At 42.8% G+C, this 18,202-nt stretch carries 13 protein-coding genes and 1 other RNA gene; 6 read left to right on the forward strand and 8 right to left on the reverse strand.

Going from position 1 to position 18,202, the window contains the following annotated elements:
- Positions 1-43 precede the first annotated feature (43 nt).
- From FGL37_RS15370 to FGL37_RS15380, 3 genes are read right to left on the reverse strand one after another with little or no spacing between them, the layout of a single operon-like run.
- Entirely contained in the window at positions 44-778 is a 735-nt protein-coding gene (locus FGL37_RS15370; protein WP_028069139.1) for an MIP/aquaporin family protein, read from the reverse strand.
- 9 nt (positions 779-787) lie between these two features.
- Positions 788-2,287: a glycerol kinase GlpK gene (gene glpK, locus FGL37_RS15375; RefSeq protein ID WP_037532531.1), complete on the reverse strand. Its 1,500-nt coding sequence runs from the start codon at positions 2,285-2,287 to the stop codon at positions 788-790.
- A 26-nt stretch (positions 2,288-2,313) separates the two neighbouring features.
- The gene (locus FGL37_RS15380; RefSeq protein ID WP_028069137.1) at positions 2,314-3,891 is read right to left on the reverse strand and encodes a glycerol-3-phosphate dehydrogenase/oxidase; all 1,578 of its coding nucleotides are present in this window, start codon (positions 3,889-3,891) and stop codon (positions 2,314-2,316) included.
- A 348-nt stretch (positions 3,892-4,239) separates the two neighbouring features.
- On the opposite strand from FGL37_RS15380, the gene FGL37_RS15385 reads away from it, so the two are divergent.
- Positions 4,240-4,749 (forward strand): thioredoxin family protein, encoded by a 510-nt coding sequence (locus FGL37_RS15385; RefSeq protein ID WP_028069136.1) that lies wholly within the window; start codon positions 4,240-4,242, stop codon positions 4,747-4,749.
- Between the two features lie 57 nt (positions 4,750-4,806).
- Here FGL37_RS15385 and FGL37_RS15390 read toward each other — a convergent pair whose 3' ends face one another.
- Entirely contained in the window at positions 4,807-6,198 is a 1,392-nt protein-coding gene (locus tag FGL37_RS15390) for a type III PLP-dependent enzyme domain-containing protein (RefSeq protein ID WP_028069135.1), read from the reverse strand.
- A gap of 108 nt (positions 6,199-6,306) precedes the next feature.
- Here FGL37_RS15390 and argS point away from each other — a divergent pair, with 108 nt between their 5' ends.
- The 3 genes from argS to FGL37_RS15405 are packed head-to-tail and all read left to right on the forward strand — an operon-like array spanning position 6,307 to position 10,374.
- Entirely contained in the window at positions 6,307-8,091 is a 1,785-nt protein-coding gene (gene argS, locus FGL37_RS15395) for an arginine--tRNA ligase (RefSeq protein WP_028069134.1), read from the forward strand.
- Positions 8,092-8,094: 3 nt separating this feature from the next.
- The gene (locus tag FGL37_RS15400; RefSeq protein ID WP_028069133.1) at positions 8,095-9,171 is read left to right on the forward strand and encodes a Gfo/Idh/MocA family oxidoreductase; all 1,077 of its coding nucleotides are present in this window, start codon (positions 8,095-8,097) and stop codon (positions 9,169-9,171) included.
- A 15-nt stretch (positions 9,172-9,186) separates the two neighbouring features.
- Positions 9,187-10,374, forward strand: coding sequence for a BaiN/RdsA family NAD(P)/FAD-dependent oxidoreductase (locus FGL37_RS15405; RefSeq protein WP_037532640.1), 1,188 nt, complete (start codon positions 9,187-9,189; stop codon positions 10,372-10,374).
- An 85-nt stretch (positions 10,375-10,459) separates the two neighbouring features.
- Here FGL37_RS15405 and FGL37_RS15410 read toward each other — a convergent pair whose 3' ends face one another.
- The gene (locus FGL37_RS15410) at positions 10,460-11,515 is read right to left on the reverse strand and encodes a helix-turn-helix transcriptional regulator (RefSeq protein ID WP_028069131.1); all 1,056 of its coding nucleotides are present in this window, start codon (positions 11,513-11,515) and stop codon (positions 10,460-10,462) included.
- 150 nt (positions 11,516-11,665) lie between these two features.
- Here FGL37_RS15410 and rnpB point away from each other — a divergent pair.
- An RNA gene (rnpB, locus tag FGL37_RS15415) (RNase P RNA component class A) lies at positions 11,666-12,043 on the forward strand.
- 65 nt (positions 12,044-12,108) lie between these two features.
- The gene (locus tag FGL37_RS15420; protein ID WP_028069130.1) at positions 12,109-13,500 is read left to right on the forward strand and encodes a sigma-54-dependent transcriptional regulator; all 1,392 of its coding nucleotides are present in this window, start codon (positions 12,109-12,111) and stop codon (positions 13,498-13,500) included.
- A gap of 95 nt (positions 13,501-13,595) precedes the next feature.
- Here the strand turns inward: FGL37_RS15420 and FGL37_RS15425 are convergent, their stop codons facing one another.
- The 3 genes from FGL37_RS15425 to FGL37_RS15435 form a co-directional block, all read right to left on the reverse strand.
- Positions 13,596-14,255 carry an HAD family hydrolase gene (locus FGL37_RS15425; protein ID WP_028069129.1) on the reverse strand — a complete coding sequence of 220 codons (660 nt, stop codon included), beginning with the start codon at positions 14,253-14,255 and terminating at the stop codon, positions 13,596-13,598.
- 71 nt (positions 14,256-14,326) lie between these two features.
- Positions 14,327-16,228 carry a DUF3857 domain-containing transglutaminase family protein gene (locus FGL37_RS15430; RefSeq protein WP_028069128.1) on the reverse strand — a complete coding sequence of 634 codons (1,902 nt, stop codon included), beginning with the start codon at positions 16,226-16,228 and terminating at the stop codon, positions 14,327-14,329.
- Positions 16,225-18,192, reverse strand: a complete 1,968-nt coding sequence (locus FGL37_RS15435; RefSeq protein ID WP_028069127.1) for a DUF3858 domain-containing protein — start codon at positions 18,190-18,192, stop codon at positions 16,225-16,227. Before FGL37_RS15435 ends, FGL37_RS15430 begins: the two co-directional genes overlap by 4 nt.
- Positions 18,193-18,202: the final 10 nt, after the last annotated feature.

Genomic DNA, 18,202 nt, shown 5'->3' on the forward strand with positions numbered 1-18,202 from the left:
AGATAAAATAAAAAAGGGATTCAGCTAAGGCTGAATCCCTTTTTTATTTTATTAAGGCATATAGCGCGAATGCCAGGATTGCACCAATTAGTGGTCCCAGTACGGGGATCCAGGCGTAAGACCAATCCGAGCTCCCTTTTCCCTTGATGGGCCACACCGTATGGAATAAACGGGGGCCAAGATCGCGGGCAGGGTTAATTGCATATCCGGTTGTTCCGCCGAGGGACAGGCCTATTGCCCATACGAGGAAGGCCACTGGAATTGCTCCGAGAGATCCCATGCCAATGGGTTCATTTTTCCCATTGATGCTGACATCCTGTCCCGTGATAAAAAAGATGACAAAAATCAGGACAAATGTCCCGATGATTTCGCTGGCCAGATTAGTAGATACATTTCGGATATTTGGGATTGTGGCAAAAACACCTAGTTTTGTTGTTGGATCGGAAGTCGCATCAAAATGATCTTTGTGCATGATATAGGTCAATAAGGCTCCACAGAATCCGCCGCTGATCTGTGCGAGGATATATCCGGGTACTTCCGTCCAGGAAACTCCGTGGTTGAGCGCTACTGCAACAGTGACTGCCGGGTTCAGGTGGGCTCCTGTGTAAGGACCTGCGAATACGACACCTATATATACCGCCAGTGCCCAGCCGGTCGTGATCACGATCCACCCGCCGTTTTCACCTTTTGTTCCCTTTAAAATTACGTTTGCGACCACACCATTGCCCAGAAGCAAAAGGAGGGCGGTGCCAATAAATTCTGCTAAATAATGGTTCATAAGTATTGGTTAGTTTTCTGTCCAGAATTGTAATGCCTTTATGCCTTTAGTCCACTGTTTGATAATCTGTCTGGTCTGCTCTTCCTGTTCTTTTTCAGGTTCGAAAACACGGTCCTGGGCCCAGAATTTCGAGATCTCTTCTTCATTTTTCCAGAAACCGACGGCCAGGCCGGCAAGATAAGCTGCGCCCAGTGCGGTGGTTTCGGTGATTTTGGGTCTTACGACCTGGCTATTTAGCACGTTGGCCTGGATCTGCATCAGCAAGTTATTGGCCGTGGCTCCCCCATCTACGCGTAGTTCCTTAATCGGTATGCCGCTGTCGGCTTCCATGGCTTTTAAGACATCTCTGGTCTGCAGAGAGATTGCTTCCAAGGATGCTCTGGCGATATGTCCGTTTGTTGTCGCACGTGTTAGACCAAACAAGGTACCCTGTGCCCGGGCATTCCAGTATGGGGCGCCAAGACCTGCAAATGTTGGGATAAAGGTAACTCCGCCGTTGTCTTTTTCCGAAAGTGCCAATTGTTCCACATCGGCAGACCTGTTAATCACATTGAGGTTGTCACGCAGCCACTGTACCAATGCGCCACCAATAAATATACTGCCTTCCAGTGCATACTCCGTTTTTCCATTGATCTTCCAGGCTACTGTTGTCAATAAATTGTTTTTGGACATGATGGGTTTATCTCCGATATTCATTAACATGAAGCAACCGGTGCCGTAGGTGTTTTTAACCATTCCCTTTTCTATGCACTGCTGACCAAATAGCGCTGCCTGCTGGTCGCCCGCAATTCCCGCAATTTTGACCTTATGGGCGAAGATTGTTGTTCGCGATTCCCCATAGATTTCACTGCTTTCTTTTACCTGAGGGAGCATTGTTGCAGGGATCTTAAATAAGTCAAGCAGTTCAGCATCCCAATCCATGGTATGTATATTGAACAAGAGGGAGCGGGAAGCATTGGTAACATCGGTGATATGCACATCGCCGCGTGTAAGATTCCACACAAGCCAGGTGTCGATGGTGCCACAAATCAATTCGCCGTTAGTCGCCTTTTCTCTTGCCCCTTCCACATTGTCGAGGATCCATTTGATTTTAGTTGCTGAAAAATACGGATCAAGGATTAGCCCTGTTTTTTCCTGAATCATTTTGTGTTTGCCCGACTGACGAAGTTCGTCACAATAATCGGCAGTGCGTTTATCCTGCCATACGATGGCGTTATAGACTGGTTTGCCGCTTTCCTTTTCCCAGACAACAATAGTTTCACGTTGATTGGTGATACCGATTGCCGCAATATTTTTTCCATTGAGTCCAGCTTTTGTTGTGGCTTCGGCGGTTACCCCTGCCTGCGTTGACCAGATCTCGTGGGGGTCGTGTTCCACCCATCCCGGTTTTGGGAAGATCTGGGTAAATTCTTTTTGGGCAATGGAGATTATATTTCTATCCCTGTCAAATATAATGGCTCTGGAGCTTGTTGTGCCTTGGTCCATGGCCAAAATGTACTGTTGTTCCATAATTGATTATTGCTGGTTATTTTGAACTAGTTTAAGATATAATTTTTTGCAACGTTTTGGAAACTTTCTATTTGTTTTTTTTGCCAGTTTTCATCCTTTCCAAGTTCCTCTGCAAGTATTCTGGCAACCTCCGGAGCAGCATCAATAGCTGCCCTGGCGTCGAGGAATAAGAGGCGGACTCTTCGAGATAATACATCTTCCACTGTTCTGGCCAATTCATTTCGCACAGCCCACACGACTTCCACTTTTTTAAATTCGAGCGGTTCCACTAGTTTTTCGTTCCAGATTGGATTTTCTTCTGCGAGGGCGTTTATAGCTTCCTGGTCCGACCCGTATATGTACATATGATTGCTCCGGTCGGCAGTCGGGACGGCGCTATAGATTTTTGTGGTAGCTGATGTACTTTCTTTTTTCGGCAAGCAGCCGATTTTGATCGCCTTGTCTACGGTATCCTGGCCCATGCGCCGGAATGTGGTCCATTTTCCACCGGTTAATGTCAGCAGTTTAGAGTCGCTGACGATAATTTTATGGCTACGCGAAATTTCTTTGGTTTTGTTCGAATTGTCTGTCGGCGCTGCCAGTGGCCTAAGACCAGCGAACACAGCGAGTGCATCCTGTCGCGTTGGCTGTTTGGTGAGGTATCGCCCAGCAGTTTTGAGGATGAAGTCTATTTCTTGCTCCAAGGCTACCGGTTCAAGGCTATGCTCATCAATCGGTGTATCTGTTGTGCCGACGATGACGCGGTTGTGCCATGGAACTAGAAAGAGCACTCTGCCGTCATCGGTCTTTGGGATCATGATCGCATCGTCGCCCGGAAGAAAGGATTTGTCAAAAACAAGATGAACCCCCTGGCTGGGTCTGACGAGTTGCTTGGCTTCCGGTTTATCCATTTTTAGAATGTCGTCGACGAAGATTCCGGTAGCGTTAATCACTGCTTTCCCTTTGATGGTAAAGTTCTCGCCAGTTTCCGTATTTTGTGCAACAATACCGTCCACCAGCCCCAAGTCTGATTTTGTCAGATCCGTCACTTTCATATAATTAAGTACAACGCCACCCATCTGAATGCAGGTTTGAGCTATATTTACTGCCAGACGGGCATCGTCGAATTGGCCATCCTGATAGACGACCCCGCCATATAGGCCTTTTGTTCTTACGGTGCTGATTCTCCGTCCGGTTTCCTCTTTGCTGATATGTGTAGATTTTCCGAGGCTCAATTTACCGGCCAGAAAATCATAAATTTTCATCCCGATGGTGTAAAAAGGGCCGTCCAACCAGCTGTAGTTGGGAATGATAAAGGATTGATTTTTGACCAAATGTGGTGCGTTCTGTTGCAGCAACCCTCTTTCATGGAGCGCTTCTCTAACGAGGGCGATGTCACCTTGTGCCAGATAGCGTACACCTCCGTGAACAAGTTTGGTCGCTTTACTTGAGGTGCCTTTTGCGAAATCAACTTGTTCCAATAATAGCGTTCTGAAGCCACGGCTCAGCGCGTCTAGGGCGACGCCTAAGCCACTTGCCCCGCCTCCGATGACAATAACATCCCATTCACTCGAGCCTTTTATCTTTTCTAGTAATCTCGACCTGTTGAATTCTTCATGTTTCATTTTATTTCGTTTTTGGTCTTTTGAAAACCTCTTTTTTCCTATAGTTGTATTCGCTAATAACTAAGTTATAGTTTATTTATGAGAAAATAAAGGATTTTGATTAAAATTGTCTGTATAGCGAATGTTTGTTTTTGTTATTTTTTGTTTTGATATTATGATTGTATTTGTGTGATTTTTCTTCATTATCGTGCGTTTCTTTATTTAAGGAAGTACTAATTTGATCGATTTTACCTGTATGATCACATTTTTAATGATGAATTATCCATAATGTTAACCAACATGAGGGGCATATGTTTGGGATTGGGACAACGATTTTGTATTTTTAATAATTATATAACGTGTCGAACGATGAAAAGAATTAAATTACTATTCCTTGGTCTGTCATTCATTATAGGAGGACGATTGCTGCATACAGATAAGGCAGTGGCCCAGGAGCATGCAAAAGTTCAGGAGGACTTTGCGAAACCATACAGCCCCCAGGCAGATGCACAAAAAGACATCAATGAGTTGTTGCAACGTGCAAAAAAAGAGCATAAGAATATCATTATCCAAGCGGGGGGAAATTGGTGTGTCTGGTGCTTGCGATTCAATGACTTCATTCACAAAACGGCGAAGGTGGATGACTTGCTTCGGCGCCGTTTTCTGTATTATCATCTCAACTATTCAAAGGAGAATAAAAATGAAGCTGTTTTTCAAAAATATGCACCTGAAGGGAATCAATTAGGTTATCCCTTCTTTATTGTGCTAGATAAAAACGGGAAGACGTTACATGTGCAGGAAAGCGGTAGTTTGGAAAAAGGAAAGAGTTATGACGAGGATAAAGTGCTAAAATTTTTTAATTCCTGGGTAGCGAAATAATAAAAAAAACACTTGTCATCAACAAGTGTTTTTTTTATTATTTCGCTAAAGCTTAAGTTATTGGTATCCCAGTAATTTCATGACCTGTTTGGAGTTCTGCTCTTCGCCAAAAACTTCATAATTGAATGTTTCATCCCGGTTGCGACGGACCAATACATGTTTTGGAGAGGGGAGTAGACAATGATGTATCCCGCCATATCCGCTCAGTACATCCTGGTAAGCACCGGTATGGAAGAAGCCCAGATATTGTACTTTACGGGTTTTTGGCATAAATACCGAGTTCATATGAGCTTCCTGATTGTAGTAATCCTGTCCATCGCAGGTAATTCCGCCCAGATTGACACGTTCGTATTCGGAGTCCCAATTATTGATAGGCAATAAGATATACTTTTGGTTTAGGGCCCATACATCAGGGAGGTTGGTGATGAAAGATCCATCAATCATAAACCAGCGCTCGCGGTCGTTCTGTTGTTTACGTCCCAAAACTTTGTAAAGAATACCCGATGCTTCGGCTACGGTGTACTTGCCAAATTCGGTAATAATATCGGGTTCCATGACATCATGGTGTGCGCAGATCTGCTTGATGCGGTTAACGATCTCGTTGACCATATACTCGTAGTCGAAATCATGTACCAACGAATCCTTGAAAGGCATACCGCCACCGATATCAAGTGTATCGAGGTCTGGGTTTACTTTTTTGAACTTGCAGTATAGAGTTACATATTTTTCCAGTTCATTCCAGTAATACGGAGTATCAGAAATACCTGAATTGATAAAGAAATGCAGGAGTTTCACTTTGAAATTAGGATTGTCAACGATTTTATTATTATAAAAATCAATGACGTCCTCCTGCCGTATTCCCAGTCTTGAGGTATAGAATTGTGAATCTGGCTGTTCTTCAGAAGCAACACGGATTCCTAACGCACAGGGTTCATCGAGTTCGATCTCATCATCATAAAGATTAAACTCTTCTTTGTTATCCAGTACCGGTATAATGTTTTTATACCCATCATGGATCATATCAATAATGTACTGCTTATATTGATAAGTTTTGAATCCATTACAGATTACCGTAATATCTTTTGTTACAGTACCCTGTCTTTCCAATGAATCAATCATAGGCATGTCAAATGCAGATGAAGTTTCGAGATGGATATCATTTTTCAGCGCTTCTTCTACGATATGCTTGAAATGAGACGATTTGGTACAATAACAATACTTATAGGTTCCGCGATAATCGTGTTTCAGGATTGCGGTCTGAAAAAGGATTTTAGCTTGCTGAATTTTTTTGCTGACGATAGGCAAATAAGTAAAACGTAATGGCGTGCCGTACGTTTCTATCATTTCCATTAAATTCAAATCATGGAAATACAATTCGTCGTCGATGATTTCGAATCCGTCCTGCGGAAAACCAACACTTAAGTCAAGAAATTCCTGATAGCTCTGCATTTTTTATTATTTTTGCAAAGATATACTTTAATGGTGAATACCTAAATAAGGAATGTTATTTATTTCCAATTCACTATCAGGAAGTTGTAAAATTTACAAAATCGTTAAATGGCAAATTCTATTCAAAAGCGACTTGTTGAAGTCACTGTACAGGCAGTTAAAGAGCTTTATCATGCAGATATTTTAGAAAATCAATTGGCTTTGCAAGCTACCCGCAAGGAGTTTGAAGGGCAGATTACAATCGTAACTTTTCCAGTAACACGCTTTTCGAAATTGTCGCCCGAGCAGACTGGCAAGGAGATCGGTGCTTTTCTGCAGCAACATATTGCCGAAATATCGGACTTCAATGTAATCAAGGGCTTTTTGAATATTGTACTTTCGGATGCTTATTGGATTTCTCTCCTGAATGAAAAGATTGCCGCTCGGGATTTTGGTACATTTCCGTCGAATGGCAAAAAGTTGATGGTGGAATATTCTTCACCCAATACAAACAAACCTTTACATTTGGGACATATCCGTAATAACTTATTAGGCTATTCTGTTGCTGAAATTCTCAAAGCTTATGGTTATGAGGTTGTTAAAGCGAATTTAGTGAACGACAGGGGGATACATATCTGTAAATCCATGCTCGCTTGGCAGAAATTTGGTGCTGGCGAGACTCCTGAATCTACCGGATTGAAAGGAGACCATCTGGTCGGCAAATATTATGTAATATTTGATAAGGAATATAAAAAGGAAATTGACAGCTTGAGGGCTATAGGCCAATCTGAGGAAGAAGCTAAGAAAAATGCACCTCTCATGAAAGAAGCCCAGGCTATGCTACAAAAATGGGAAGCTGGTGATGAGGAAGTTATTACGCTCTGGCGGACGATGAACGGCTGGGTATATGCTGGATTTGAAAGGACTTATAAACAACTGGGGGTCGATTTCGATAAGTACTATTACGAATCGGATACTTATCTTCTGGGGAAAGACATCATTCAGGAGGGATTGGATAAAGGTGTGTTCTTCAAAAAAGACGATCATTCTGTCTGGATCGATCTGACAGATGAAGGACTGGATCAGAAATTGGTGCTCCGCGGAGACGGCACCTCGGTCTATATCACCCAGGATTTGGGTACAGCACAGCTTAAATACGATGAATTTAAGATGGATGAATCCATTTATGTGGTAGGCAATGAGCAAGACTACCATTTCAAGGTGTTATTTCTGATTCTAAAAAAACTAGGCAAGACCTGGGCAGATGGTTTATTTCATCTCTCTTATGGTATGGTGGATCTGCCTTCAGGCAAAATGAAATCGCGGGAAGGGACCGTTGTGGATGCCGATGATCTAATGGCTGAGATGGTCAGAACTGCGCAGGAACGCACCGAAGAGCTGGGCAAGACCGAGGGATTGCCTGAAGATGCGAAGGCAGAATTATACAACACAATCGGTATGGGGGCCTTAAAGTATTTTCTATTGAAAGTGGATCCCAAAAAGCGGCTATTGTTTGATCCCAATGAGTCGGTGGATTTTCAGGGGCATACCGGACCCTTTATTCAGTACACGCATGCGCGTATCAAGTCTGTCCTGAGCAAAGCCGAATTTGAATCCGGTCATTCCCTGGCGGCAGTGTCATCCATTTCTTCCTACGAAAGGGATCTTATTCAGCAACTGGGCGCATTTCCCGAGGTCATTGAGGCGTCAGCGCAAGAGTTTAGCCCGGCACAGCTGGCAAACTATATCTATGAAGTTGCCAAGTTATATAATAAATTCTATCATGAGGAGAGCATTTTAAAAGCCGAAGACAACGAAGTCAAGAATTTTAGATTGCATTTGTCATCTGCAGCAGCGAAGGTTATTGCCAGAGGTATGGCTTTATTGGGGATTGATGTACCCGAAAGAATGTAAGCGATGAGAAAGATCCGTGTAGGTTTGATCGGTTTCGGTATCTCCGGACAGGTATTTCATGCGCCTGTCATGCGTGCTGTTGCAACACTTGAACTCGTTAAAGTGACTGCCCGGAAAGCCGAGCAGCAGGCTCTGCTCAAAGAGCGTTTTCCCCAGGTAGAGATTGCACTCTCTGCAGACGAGATTTTGGGAGACGAAGCCATTGATTTGGTGGTGGTGGCGACTTCCAACGATATGCATTATCCTCTTGCCAAGCGCGCCTTGGAATCGGGCAAGCATGTTGTTGTTGAGAAGCCCTTTACCAATACTGTGGCGCAGGCAGACGAATTGATTGCTCTGGCGAAGGAAAGGAATCTGGTCCTTGCGCCGTATCACAATCTACGGTTTAACTCGGATTACCGTACCGTCGAGAAAATTGTTCGAGGAGGCCGCCTGGGGCGGATTGTCAATCTCGAGGCCCGGTTTGACCGTTTTCGAAATTATTTACGGCCGAATGCCTGGCGTGAGGAAAACTTGCCGGGCTCAGGAATTTTTTATGATTTGGCGCCGCATCTTATTGATCAGACCCTGCAGTTGTTTGGTAAGCCGCAGGCTGTTTTCTGCGATTTGGCAATACAGCGCGATTACGCAAAGACAATAGATAATTTTGACTGTATTTTATATTATGATAACCTTCGGGTATCGTTAAAAGGGTCCATGCTAGCAAAGGAGCCTACACCGCGTTACCGTCTATTTGGCCTCAACGGCAACTTCGTAAAACACGGTGTAGATCCGCAGGAAGCTTTATTACGAGCGGGTCAATTTCCGGATGAGGATCCAAATTGGGGGGAAGAAGATCCCAGTATTTATGGAACACTCCATATCGTCGAAGAAGGAAAGGACGTGTTGGAGGTGGTCCGGTCGGAACGCGGATCTTATCCGGAATTTTATCAGAATGTAGCAGATACTATTTTAGGAAACGCTGCTTTGATGGCGAGTCCCGAGCAAGCCAGGGATGTGATCCGGATTATCGAATTGGGGTATCAAAGCCAATTGGAGCGAAAAGTAATTTCGGCCGAGGGACAGTTGATTGCTTATTAAAACGTGATGGCAAACATGTATGACGCAATTATTATCGGCGGTGGTGCCTGCGGCCTGATGTGTGCTGCACAGGCTGGGTTGTTGGGTAAGAAAACACTGTTGCTGGAGCGTAATGATAAGGTGGGAGCAAAGATATTGATATCTGGTGGTGGACGATGTAATTATACCAATATAGAGACTACCATTCGCAATTTTATTTCTGAAAATCCTGAATTTTTACATAGTGTATTCCAACAATGGACGGTCGAAGACACCATTAACTTTTTTGAGCGTTATGGTATTAAAGGGAAGGAGAAAACACTAGGGCAGCTCTTCCCCGAAACAGATAAAGCCAAAGATATTGTTGGTGTGTTTACCCACATACTTTACAGCACAGGCCAGGATATCGCATTGAACACCCTTGTCCGTTCGGTTATAAAAGATGGGGTGGGATTTGTCATCACTGCAGAAGATCGTCGGGGTATGGCACAGTACCGGGCGAAAAAAGTGGTTGTCGCTTCAGGAGGACTACCCGTTCAAAAATTAGGAGCTTCGGACTTTGGTCTGCGTATAGCAAAACAATTTGGTCTGGATGTAGTACAGACTGCACCGGCTCTGGTGCCCCTCAGCATTACCGGTAAAGATGCCGATTGGTATGCAGCCTTGGCTGGAAATACCGTCTTTTCGAGAGTGTCGATCGGTACGATTGCTTTCGAAGAGAATATATTGTTTACACATTGGGGATTAAGTGGGCCTGCCATTCTTCAGATATCCAGTTATTGGCGGCCCGGAAATGAGATCAGGATCAACCTGCTTCCACAATTCAATCTCGAGGAAGTTATTAAAGCAGAACGACAAAAGGGTGGACGGCGGCTGGTATCGCAATTGTTGCATGATTATTTCAGCCGAAAGCTTGTTGATGCGTTTGGCAAATTCATCGATTTAGACATCAAGATAGCTTCCCTGAGCAAGGCCGATGCCAAACATATCACCGATACGGTCCATTGTTTCAAGGTTAAGCCTGCTGGAGATAGGGGGTACGATAAGGCAGAGGTTATGCGTGGTGGCGTTTCAACGGCAGAATTGTACGGCAAGACTTTGGAGGCAAGGAAAATTCCCGGACTTTATTTTGGCGGTGAAACGGTCGACATTACGGGATGGCTGGGCGGTTATAATTTCCAGTGGGCCTGGGCTAGTGGTTATGTTATTGCCCAGGATCTGTAGCTCAGTATAGCAGGCTTTTTGTTATTTAAGGGTAACATAATCCAGCGGTTTTTTCTGTTATCCATTCACGAACCTTTTTTTGGAACTATCCGTTACGATGGTGTACTGCATCCTGTTTTTCTGGTTCATTGATGTATAATTTTGCCGCAGCAGACAAGCGCTGTCTTATGCGGGTTTGTAGATTTCTGGGAGCAAGTACGGTGATTGTTTCCCCGAATCCCAGGATCTCTCTTTCCAATTCAAAGTTAATCACGACATCGATTCGGATTAAAAGCGAACCGTCTTCCTTTCGGTTCAGAATCTGCTGTGATGGATGCAGTGGCTTCGTTTCAACATAAGGTGCATTCTTCGCGTTGATGTGTAGTATGACGCGTTGCCCCCGATCTTTTTGCGACTTGGTGACCCCAATGGTGTCGGAGAAATAGCGTTCAAAGTCCACCCCGGTATATTCAACGTATGCACTTTTTCCCATTTCTTCTATTCCGCAGATCCGGTCCAGCGCAAGGGTCATCAGGCCTTGACTTTTCCTGTGGTGTCCAATGAGGAACCAGCGGTTGCGATATTCTTTCAGTAGGTAAGGGGAGACTATCAAATCCTGTTTCCGTATGGCTTTAAAGGACTGATAAGTGATGAGCAGGGGTGTCTTTTCACGTATGGCATGGTGAAGTGGACTGATGAAAGACAAGCCTTTCAAGAGCTTGTTGCTTTCCATCTGTATAATGGATGGTTGATTATCTCTTCGGGTATGTATGCTATTTTCCAGACGGGCGATGATATCGCTCATTTCATCGAAGCTCGAAAAGCCACTGACGTGCTTCAGTACTTCGACGGCTTCTTTCATTTTTTGCATATCCCCCGTAGAAATAGGTGAGTTGCTAATACTGTAATCAGGGTCTTCATAGGTGTAAAACTTGCGGTGTGTAACGATAATGGGTGCATTGTAGCCCAATTTGTTGCTCCGCATCAATTGGATATCCCCCTGGATCGTTCGTTTACTTATACCGTTCTTGATTCCCTCGAACTCATAAAGAGCATCGGAGACCTTTTCCATTAGATCTTCTAATGTCCATTTTCTATGCCTCATTCGCAGACAATTGTCGATTATTTTATAACGGATCAGCGCAAGTTTATTGAGTGCCATCTCTTTATTGACTTAAGTTGGGATGAAAATACAAAACTTTTGTGCATGCTGTGAGGGAATTTTAACGAAATGCCATGCGCACTGCTGTAGATGTGCTGAAATTGCAAAGAAATTGATGTTTTCCGAAGTAAAATAATTACTTTTGCGCAGAAGCAAACTGGTTCTATCGCTGCTCTTTCGGGAGGAGAGGAAAGTCCGGGCAACATAGAGCGACACGCTTCCTAACGGGAAGGATGTTATGGATATAACAGACAGAAAGTGCCACAGAAAATATACCGCTTTTCGGAGTAAGGGTGAAAACGTAAGGTAAGAGCTTACGGTCTTATATGGTGACATATATTACGGTAAACCTCGTGTGTTGAAAGACCAAATAGGTTACGAAATGCGAAGGCTGCTCGTCTTCTTTCAATTTATTGGAATTCGTAATGGGTAGGTTGATTGAGTTTGTCAGTGATGGCAAACCTAGATAAATGATAGAAATTCCACTTCGGTGGTCTACAGAACCCGGCTTACAAGGTTTGCTTCTTTTTCGCTAATTGCTAAAAAAACCTTATATTGATTCCCATAATTGAAAATAGCATAATGCTGGATTTATGAGTACAATTTTAATCATTGATGATGAACGCGCCATCAGAAGTTCTCTACGTGATATCTTGGAATACGAAGATTACACGATTTTAGACGTTGACAATGGTCGCGACGGATTAGATATTTTAAAAAAGGAAAAAGTTGACTTAGTTCTTTGTGACATAAAGATGAATGCGATGGACGGCATGGAAGTCCTTGCAGAAGCACATCAGAGCAGTCCGGATATTCCTTTTATCATGATTTCGGGACATGGAACCATAGAAACCGCAGTGGAAGCGGCAAAGAAGGGGGCTTTTGATTTTTTGGAGAAGCCATTGGATCTGAACAGATTGCTCATCACGGTCCGAAATGCGCTGGATAAGAGTTCGCTGGTGACGGAGACCAAAGTACTTAAACGTAAGGTCAGCAGTTCGAAAACGAAGGACATTTTGGGAGAATCGGGTGCGATCAAGCGTATCAAGGAAACTATAGACCGGGTCGCTCCAACAGAAGCAAGAGTATTGATTACAGGGGCCAATGGTTCAGGAAAAGAACTTGTGGCTCGCTGGCTTCATGAAAAATCAAACCGTGCGCAAGGCCCTCTGGTCGAAGTCAACTGTGCTGCGATTCCTTCTGAACTGATCGAATCAGAGCTTTTTGGGCATGAAAAAGGATCCTTCACATCGGCTATCAAACAGCGTATAGGTAAATTTGAACAGGCGAATGGCGGTACACTCTTTTTAGATGAAATCGGCGATATGAGCCTTTCTGCTCAAGCCAAAGTGCTACGTGCTTTACAGGAACATAAAATCACGCGCGTTGGTGGCGACAAGGAAATCGATGTCAATGTACGCGTCGTTGCGGCAACGAATAAAGATCTACTGAAAGAAATTGAAGAAGGCAACTTCAGAATGGACTTATACCACCGTCTTTCCGTAATCTTGATTCATGTACCTTCTTTGGTGGAGCGGACGGAAGATATTCCCTTGCTTTCAACGAGTTTTTGTGAGGAGATATGTATGGAGTATGGCATTCCGGTCAAAGAAATTACTGCCGCTGCAATGAAAGAATTGAGCCAGTTACCATGGACCGGAAATATCCGTGAACTGCGGAATATGATTGAAAGATTGATCATCCTAAGTGATAGATCCATTACGGATAAAGATGTCGTCGCATTTGCCAATCCTTCCCGCGAACCCGTGAATGGAATTGCCCATGAAAAAGGGATCATTAACTATGGTTTGGATATGGATTCATTTGATTCGTTTCAAGATTACAAGGACCACGCTGAAAAAGAGTTCATAAAATATAAGCTGGAAAAAAATAACTGGAATGTTTCTAAGACAGCAGATGACCTGGACATACAGCGCAGCCATTTGTATAGCAAAATTGAAAAATTCGGTTTAAAGAGAGATTAAAAAAGTAAGGGCCCCCAAGCAGGCCCTCACTTTTTAATGTTATATCGCAACAGCGCTTTGGCTAATAGTATACTATATAGCCGTTGACTAGCGTTTTATCGTAGTATTGATTTTACATTAGCAACTGTGATTTCAGTATAGTTCTGGATGTATATATCACTAGGAGGAAGCTCGTCTCTCTTGTGTGTAGAAAGTACCGCGACTACTTTCATTCCGGCATTCTGAGCCGCTGTGATGCCTGAAAAGGAATCTTCGAATACAATACACTGCTTAATGGGGATTCCCAGATTTTCTGCCGATTTCAAATAAACTTCGGGATGAGGTTTGTGTAATTTTACATCCTCACTACTCAATGTCGAAGAAAATAACGAACGGATATTCAGCTCGTCCAGAATTAGATCCATGTTCTCTTTCGGAGCGGAGGTCGCCACAGCAAGTTTAAATCCGCTATCTTTTAACTGGCCCAGAAACTCAATGAGACCTTTTATAGGGGCTACATGGTCTTTATAAATCACCCTGAACAGCTGCTCTTTTTCAAATTCGAGCGTACGTAGCTCTTCCGGGGAAATTGGGCGTTTAAAAAAATGCTGCATAATATAGCTGTTGTGCTTGCCATACATATGCTGCTCAAACTCTTCTTCGGTTGCCTGCTCAATATTATGGTTTTTAAAGAAAGCTCTAAAAGCTTCTGCATGAAAGGGATTTGTGTGACTGATCACACCATCCATGTCAAAAATCGCTGCGTATTCTGTCATCTGGCTAATATACAATTATTGCTGTATTTGATCGATCGGAGACTTTCATTTTCACGTAAATATTTATTGGATTATAACGTTGTGAGGTTATATCGCCCCCTATCTGAGCTGCTCACGTCCTTATGGAACTGGAAAAAGTCTTCGTACTGATCAGCAGAATAACTTCCCTCGAACAGCTCGAGCTTTCTATAAGTAACCAGTTTGTTTCCGGTGATCTCCGATCTAAATTCATATTTTCCAAAAGGTTTTTCGATAAGCTTTCGTTCTGGATTTATTGTTTTTGCGATATTGTCAGGCAATGTTATGCAGATACTGTCGACGTCAACAAAGCCACGTTCGATATGGATTTCCTCCGTTCGGTTTTTGTTTTCCGAAATATTGGACTGCATATTGAATATATTGGGCTGAATCAGCAGCTTATGACCATTTTTTACAGCATAGTTCTTAATAAATAGCGTGAGGTTTTCTTCGATGAAGGGATTGATGTCCTTATGTTCGACGTAGTTTACCTGATCGAAATTTATATTATCAATGTTGTAATATTGGGCGAGCAATTTCGTTTTTTCGTTATTGCTTGCCAGAAGTATGCTCATATGATTTTCATACTGCGCGCCGTAAAACTTTGTTTTTAAAGTGCCTTTTAAGCTACCGTCCTCAAGGAGCGTCAAGTCAGCGTAACGGAGCTGTAAATTGTCGGCATTGCTGTATTTGGGGGTATGCAAAAGCAGGCCACCGTTTTCGGTACAGGCGATCACATCTCTGTCGTCCGTAAAGGTGCTTAAGAAGCCAAAGGGAAGGTTCTGACTCGTACACTCTAACCAAGTGGTATCATTCTTAAAAGGTATGCAGAGAATTGCGTGGTTGCCGTCCTGAACGTTCGCAAATGTTTTATGAAAGTTCTCCTTGTGCTTACCCGCTTCAACCATACAATAATAGGATGGAATGTTTACTGCTGCCAACATACTCTGCATATAGTTTACCAAGGCTTTACAATCGCCATATCCTAGGCGATCGACTTCAGAAGCAGGAAAAGGTTCAAGTCCGCCGATTCCAATCTGGATACTAATATACCGTGTATTCTTCTGTAAATAATCGTATAAGATTCTCGCTTTTTCTTTATCTGTCGAAGCGTTTTTCGTGAGCGAGATAAATTTCTGCCTGGAGGATTCCGTAAGGTCTTGTTTTTTACTCAATAATTTGGATGATATCCAGTCGCCGTATTCTTTCCAGTTTGTGAAATTGCCTTCCTTGCCGTAATAAATAAAACTCTTGGGGACGATCAGTACATTTGCTCTTTTTAAATCAGGGTTGGGGCTATACGATTCTTCCTTTTTTGCGGGAATCTGCTCTACTAGCCATTTTTTGCTGATTGTTTTATCGGTCTTTTCTTCGTTAATATGCCCTTTATAGTTTCTCGATTCGATCCGGAATTCATCCGCGAGCGGTGCGATGAATTGAAAGCTGCTTTTTTCAACAGATACGTTGTTGGCGATTTCGGGGCTCCAGGAAGGGAGAACGAGATTTTGTTTATGCCGTACTTCGTACTGATATTCTATGGTATAGGGATAGCTATGATGATCTGGGATATAGAGTTTTATTCTTGAATCAGCAAACATCGTACTATTATCTACAGCGCTGTGATCTTTAAAGTCCTTGCTAGATATCTTTTTTTGCAAGATGCCCATATCGTTATAGATAGCACCCTTTACGCTTTTTATCTCACTTGATTTATTATAGTGTAGCGGTATTGCTGCATAGTAATCTCCATTTTGGTTGTAGACAGTAACGGCACGTGTGACCGTTTCGATCACTTGTTCCCGAGATTTGACTTCTACAACAGTTTTGTCATTGCGCACTGTGGCGACAGCACGGCTTTTTAGGACAGCAGGTATTTTGGCAATGTCATAATCTTCCTGGCCAGTTGTCACAAGCGGTATAAGGAAGTATACTAAACTGAAAAATGCGGTTTTCATTTGGCTAATCTAAAATCTATTTTTTGTTGTTGTATAATTCGGGAATATAGTTCTTTTAAAGAGAAGTACTCGTCTACCGAAAATACTGGTTTATTGAATGCAAGCATGCTTACAATTTCCAGGTTTTTACCATTCAATTGGCTGATATACTTATATCTAGCCGCTGATTCAGGCAGTGCTAGTGATACATTCTGGGGTTTGTCCGCCAGCTGATAGTGCTGGGGTAGTTCCAGCTGTATATTATACTGTGTTCTGGATTTGAATCCCATATCTACAGGATAAGTACGGTCCAGTATTTTAAATGGGTTATATGATATTCGGTCGATAATGTTTGGAGCAAGAAATAGGCTATTGCCGGTATTTTGATTGGAAAGATCCATGGTAATCTCAAATTCTTCATTCAACACTTGATCCACATCGTCCAGGTGTTCAATCTTTGCGTGGGTGAAGCTGACGTTCGGCATGTCCTCATCCATTTTTTCCCAGTACTCTTCCAGGGTGTTGAATTTGGCTATCTGTTGACGTTTTAAAAGCGCTTTATTGCCCATACTACTGATGATAAGTTTGCCTTTGATCTGGTTTTGGTCATTTAGTATGCCGCTGAACGCATATACCTGTTCAGATACTTCATCAGACGATAAGGGAAACCAGTCTGAACTCTTTCGGGAATAAATAATTCTACCGCGTTCATTGAGACAATGTAGCGGGAGCGATCCGAAAGGCAGTGACGGAATGGAGGCATCCAGTTTATACTTTATGCCATCAATATCTACACAAGCGATTACATAGTCAAAATCTGACAGAACGGGGAAGAGGGAATTCGGATTGCCATTACGCCTAGTGGATAAAATAATAGGGTAGGCATCGAGCTCCGCAGCCTGGAGTGCCGTAACTAGGGCGAGATTAATATCACCGATATTACCTGTGCGTTTCTCGATCGCCTTCTCAATACCATTCTCTGCGTATTTCCCAAGGTAGTTATTCCATTTAATTTGCTTTTTGATATAATTATATATTTTTTTCGCTTTTTCAAGTTTCGCATCACTGGAAGAAATGATCATGGATAGGCTCGTTTCAAATACATTGGTTTTCTTCAGCTGCCCTCCGAATGACTTGTCATTCATTAGCTCGAGATCAACATCTTTCCAGGTTTTGCTGAATGTTTTTTTTGATCCCGTACTTGGATAAAATATTGATTCGAGTTCATAATATATAGCTGATCTGAAATTTTTTGGAGATGTCATATAGTCTTCTTCCACAAACGCAGGGATATTATTCATCGAATACGTGATTTTTGAGCAGTCCATTCTAACACCATCCAAAAAAATGTGTTCCCGTAAAGCTTCACCCTTTTGGTCAGCCAATTTGTAAGGGCCACGTAAGACGACGTTGTAACTAAAAGACGCTGGTATAATGGCAATATATTGGCTCTGAAGTTTGGGGATATCATCCTGAAAGTTCCATGTTTTAAAGTTAAATAGATCCTGCTCAAGCGTTCGATAAGAAACTTCGATGATGCTTCCTTCTTTGATATTGGGAAGTGTAAACTTATTCAGTTCCAGATACGTGGAATGATTCTCTTTATAGACTTTTTTGCTATCCAGTGCTGTAACAAAAACTTTTCCTTCTTCCAGATTGTAGGTACCGGCTTTTAGCTCATCAAGATGGTCACGGATATAGCTTCCACGTTTATAAGAAGGAATTTCGAAGTTCGCTTTTCTAAATCCTTCTTTATTGTTAATACGAATAAGTACGTGATATTCGTGCATCAGCTTTACCCGATGGTCGTAGTCATCAACAAACACGGCGCTTTGTCCAAATTCCTTTAAGACTACTGCGTTAGCATTACTATCTAACAAGGTAGGAGAAAAATCAGTAACTGAGACTCTACCGAAATCAAAATTCTGTCCGAAACCACCTAGGGAAAGGCAAAATATTAAAAATAGCGTTAAAAAATGGCGCATGACTTAGGCG

It is taken from the genome of Sphingobacterium thalpophilum (assembly GCF_901482695.1).
GTDB classification, from domain to species: domain Bacteria; phylum Bacteroidota; class Bacteroidia; order Sphingobacteriales; family Sphingobacteriaceae; genus Sphingobacterium; species Sphingobacterium thalpophilum.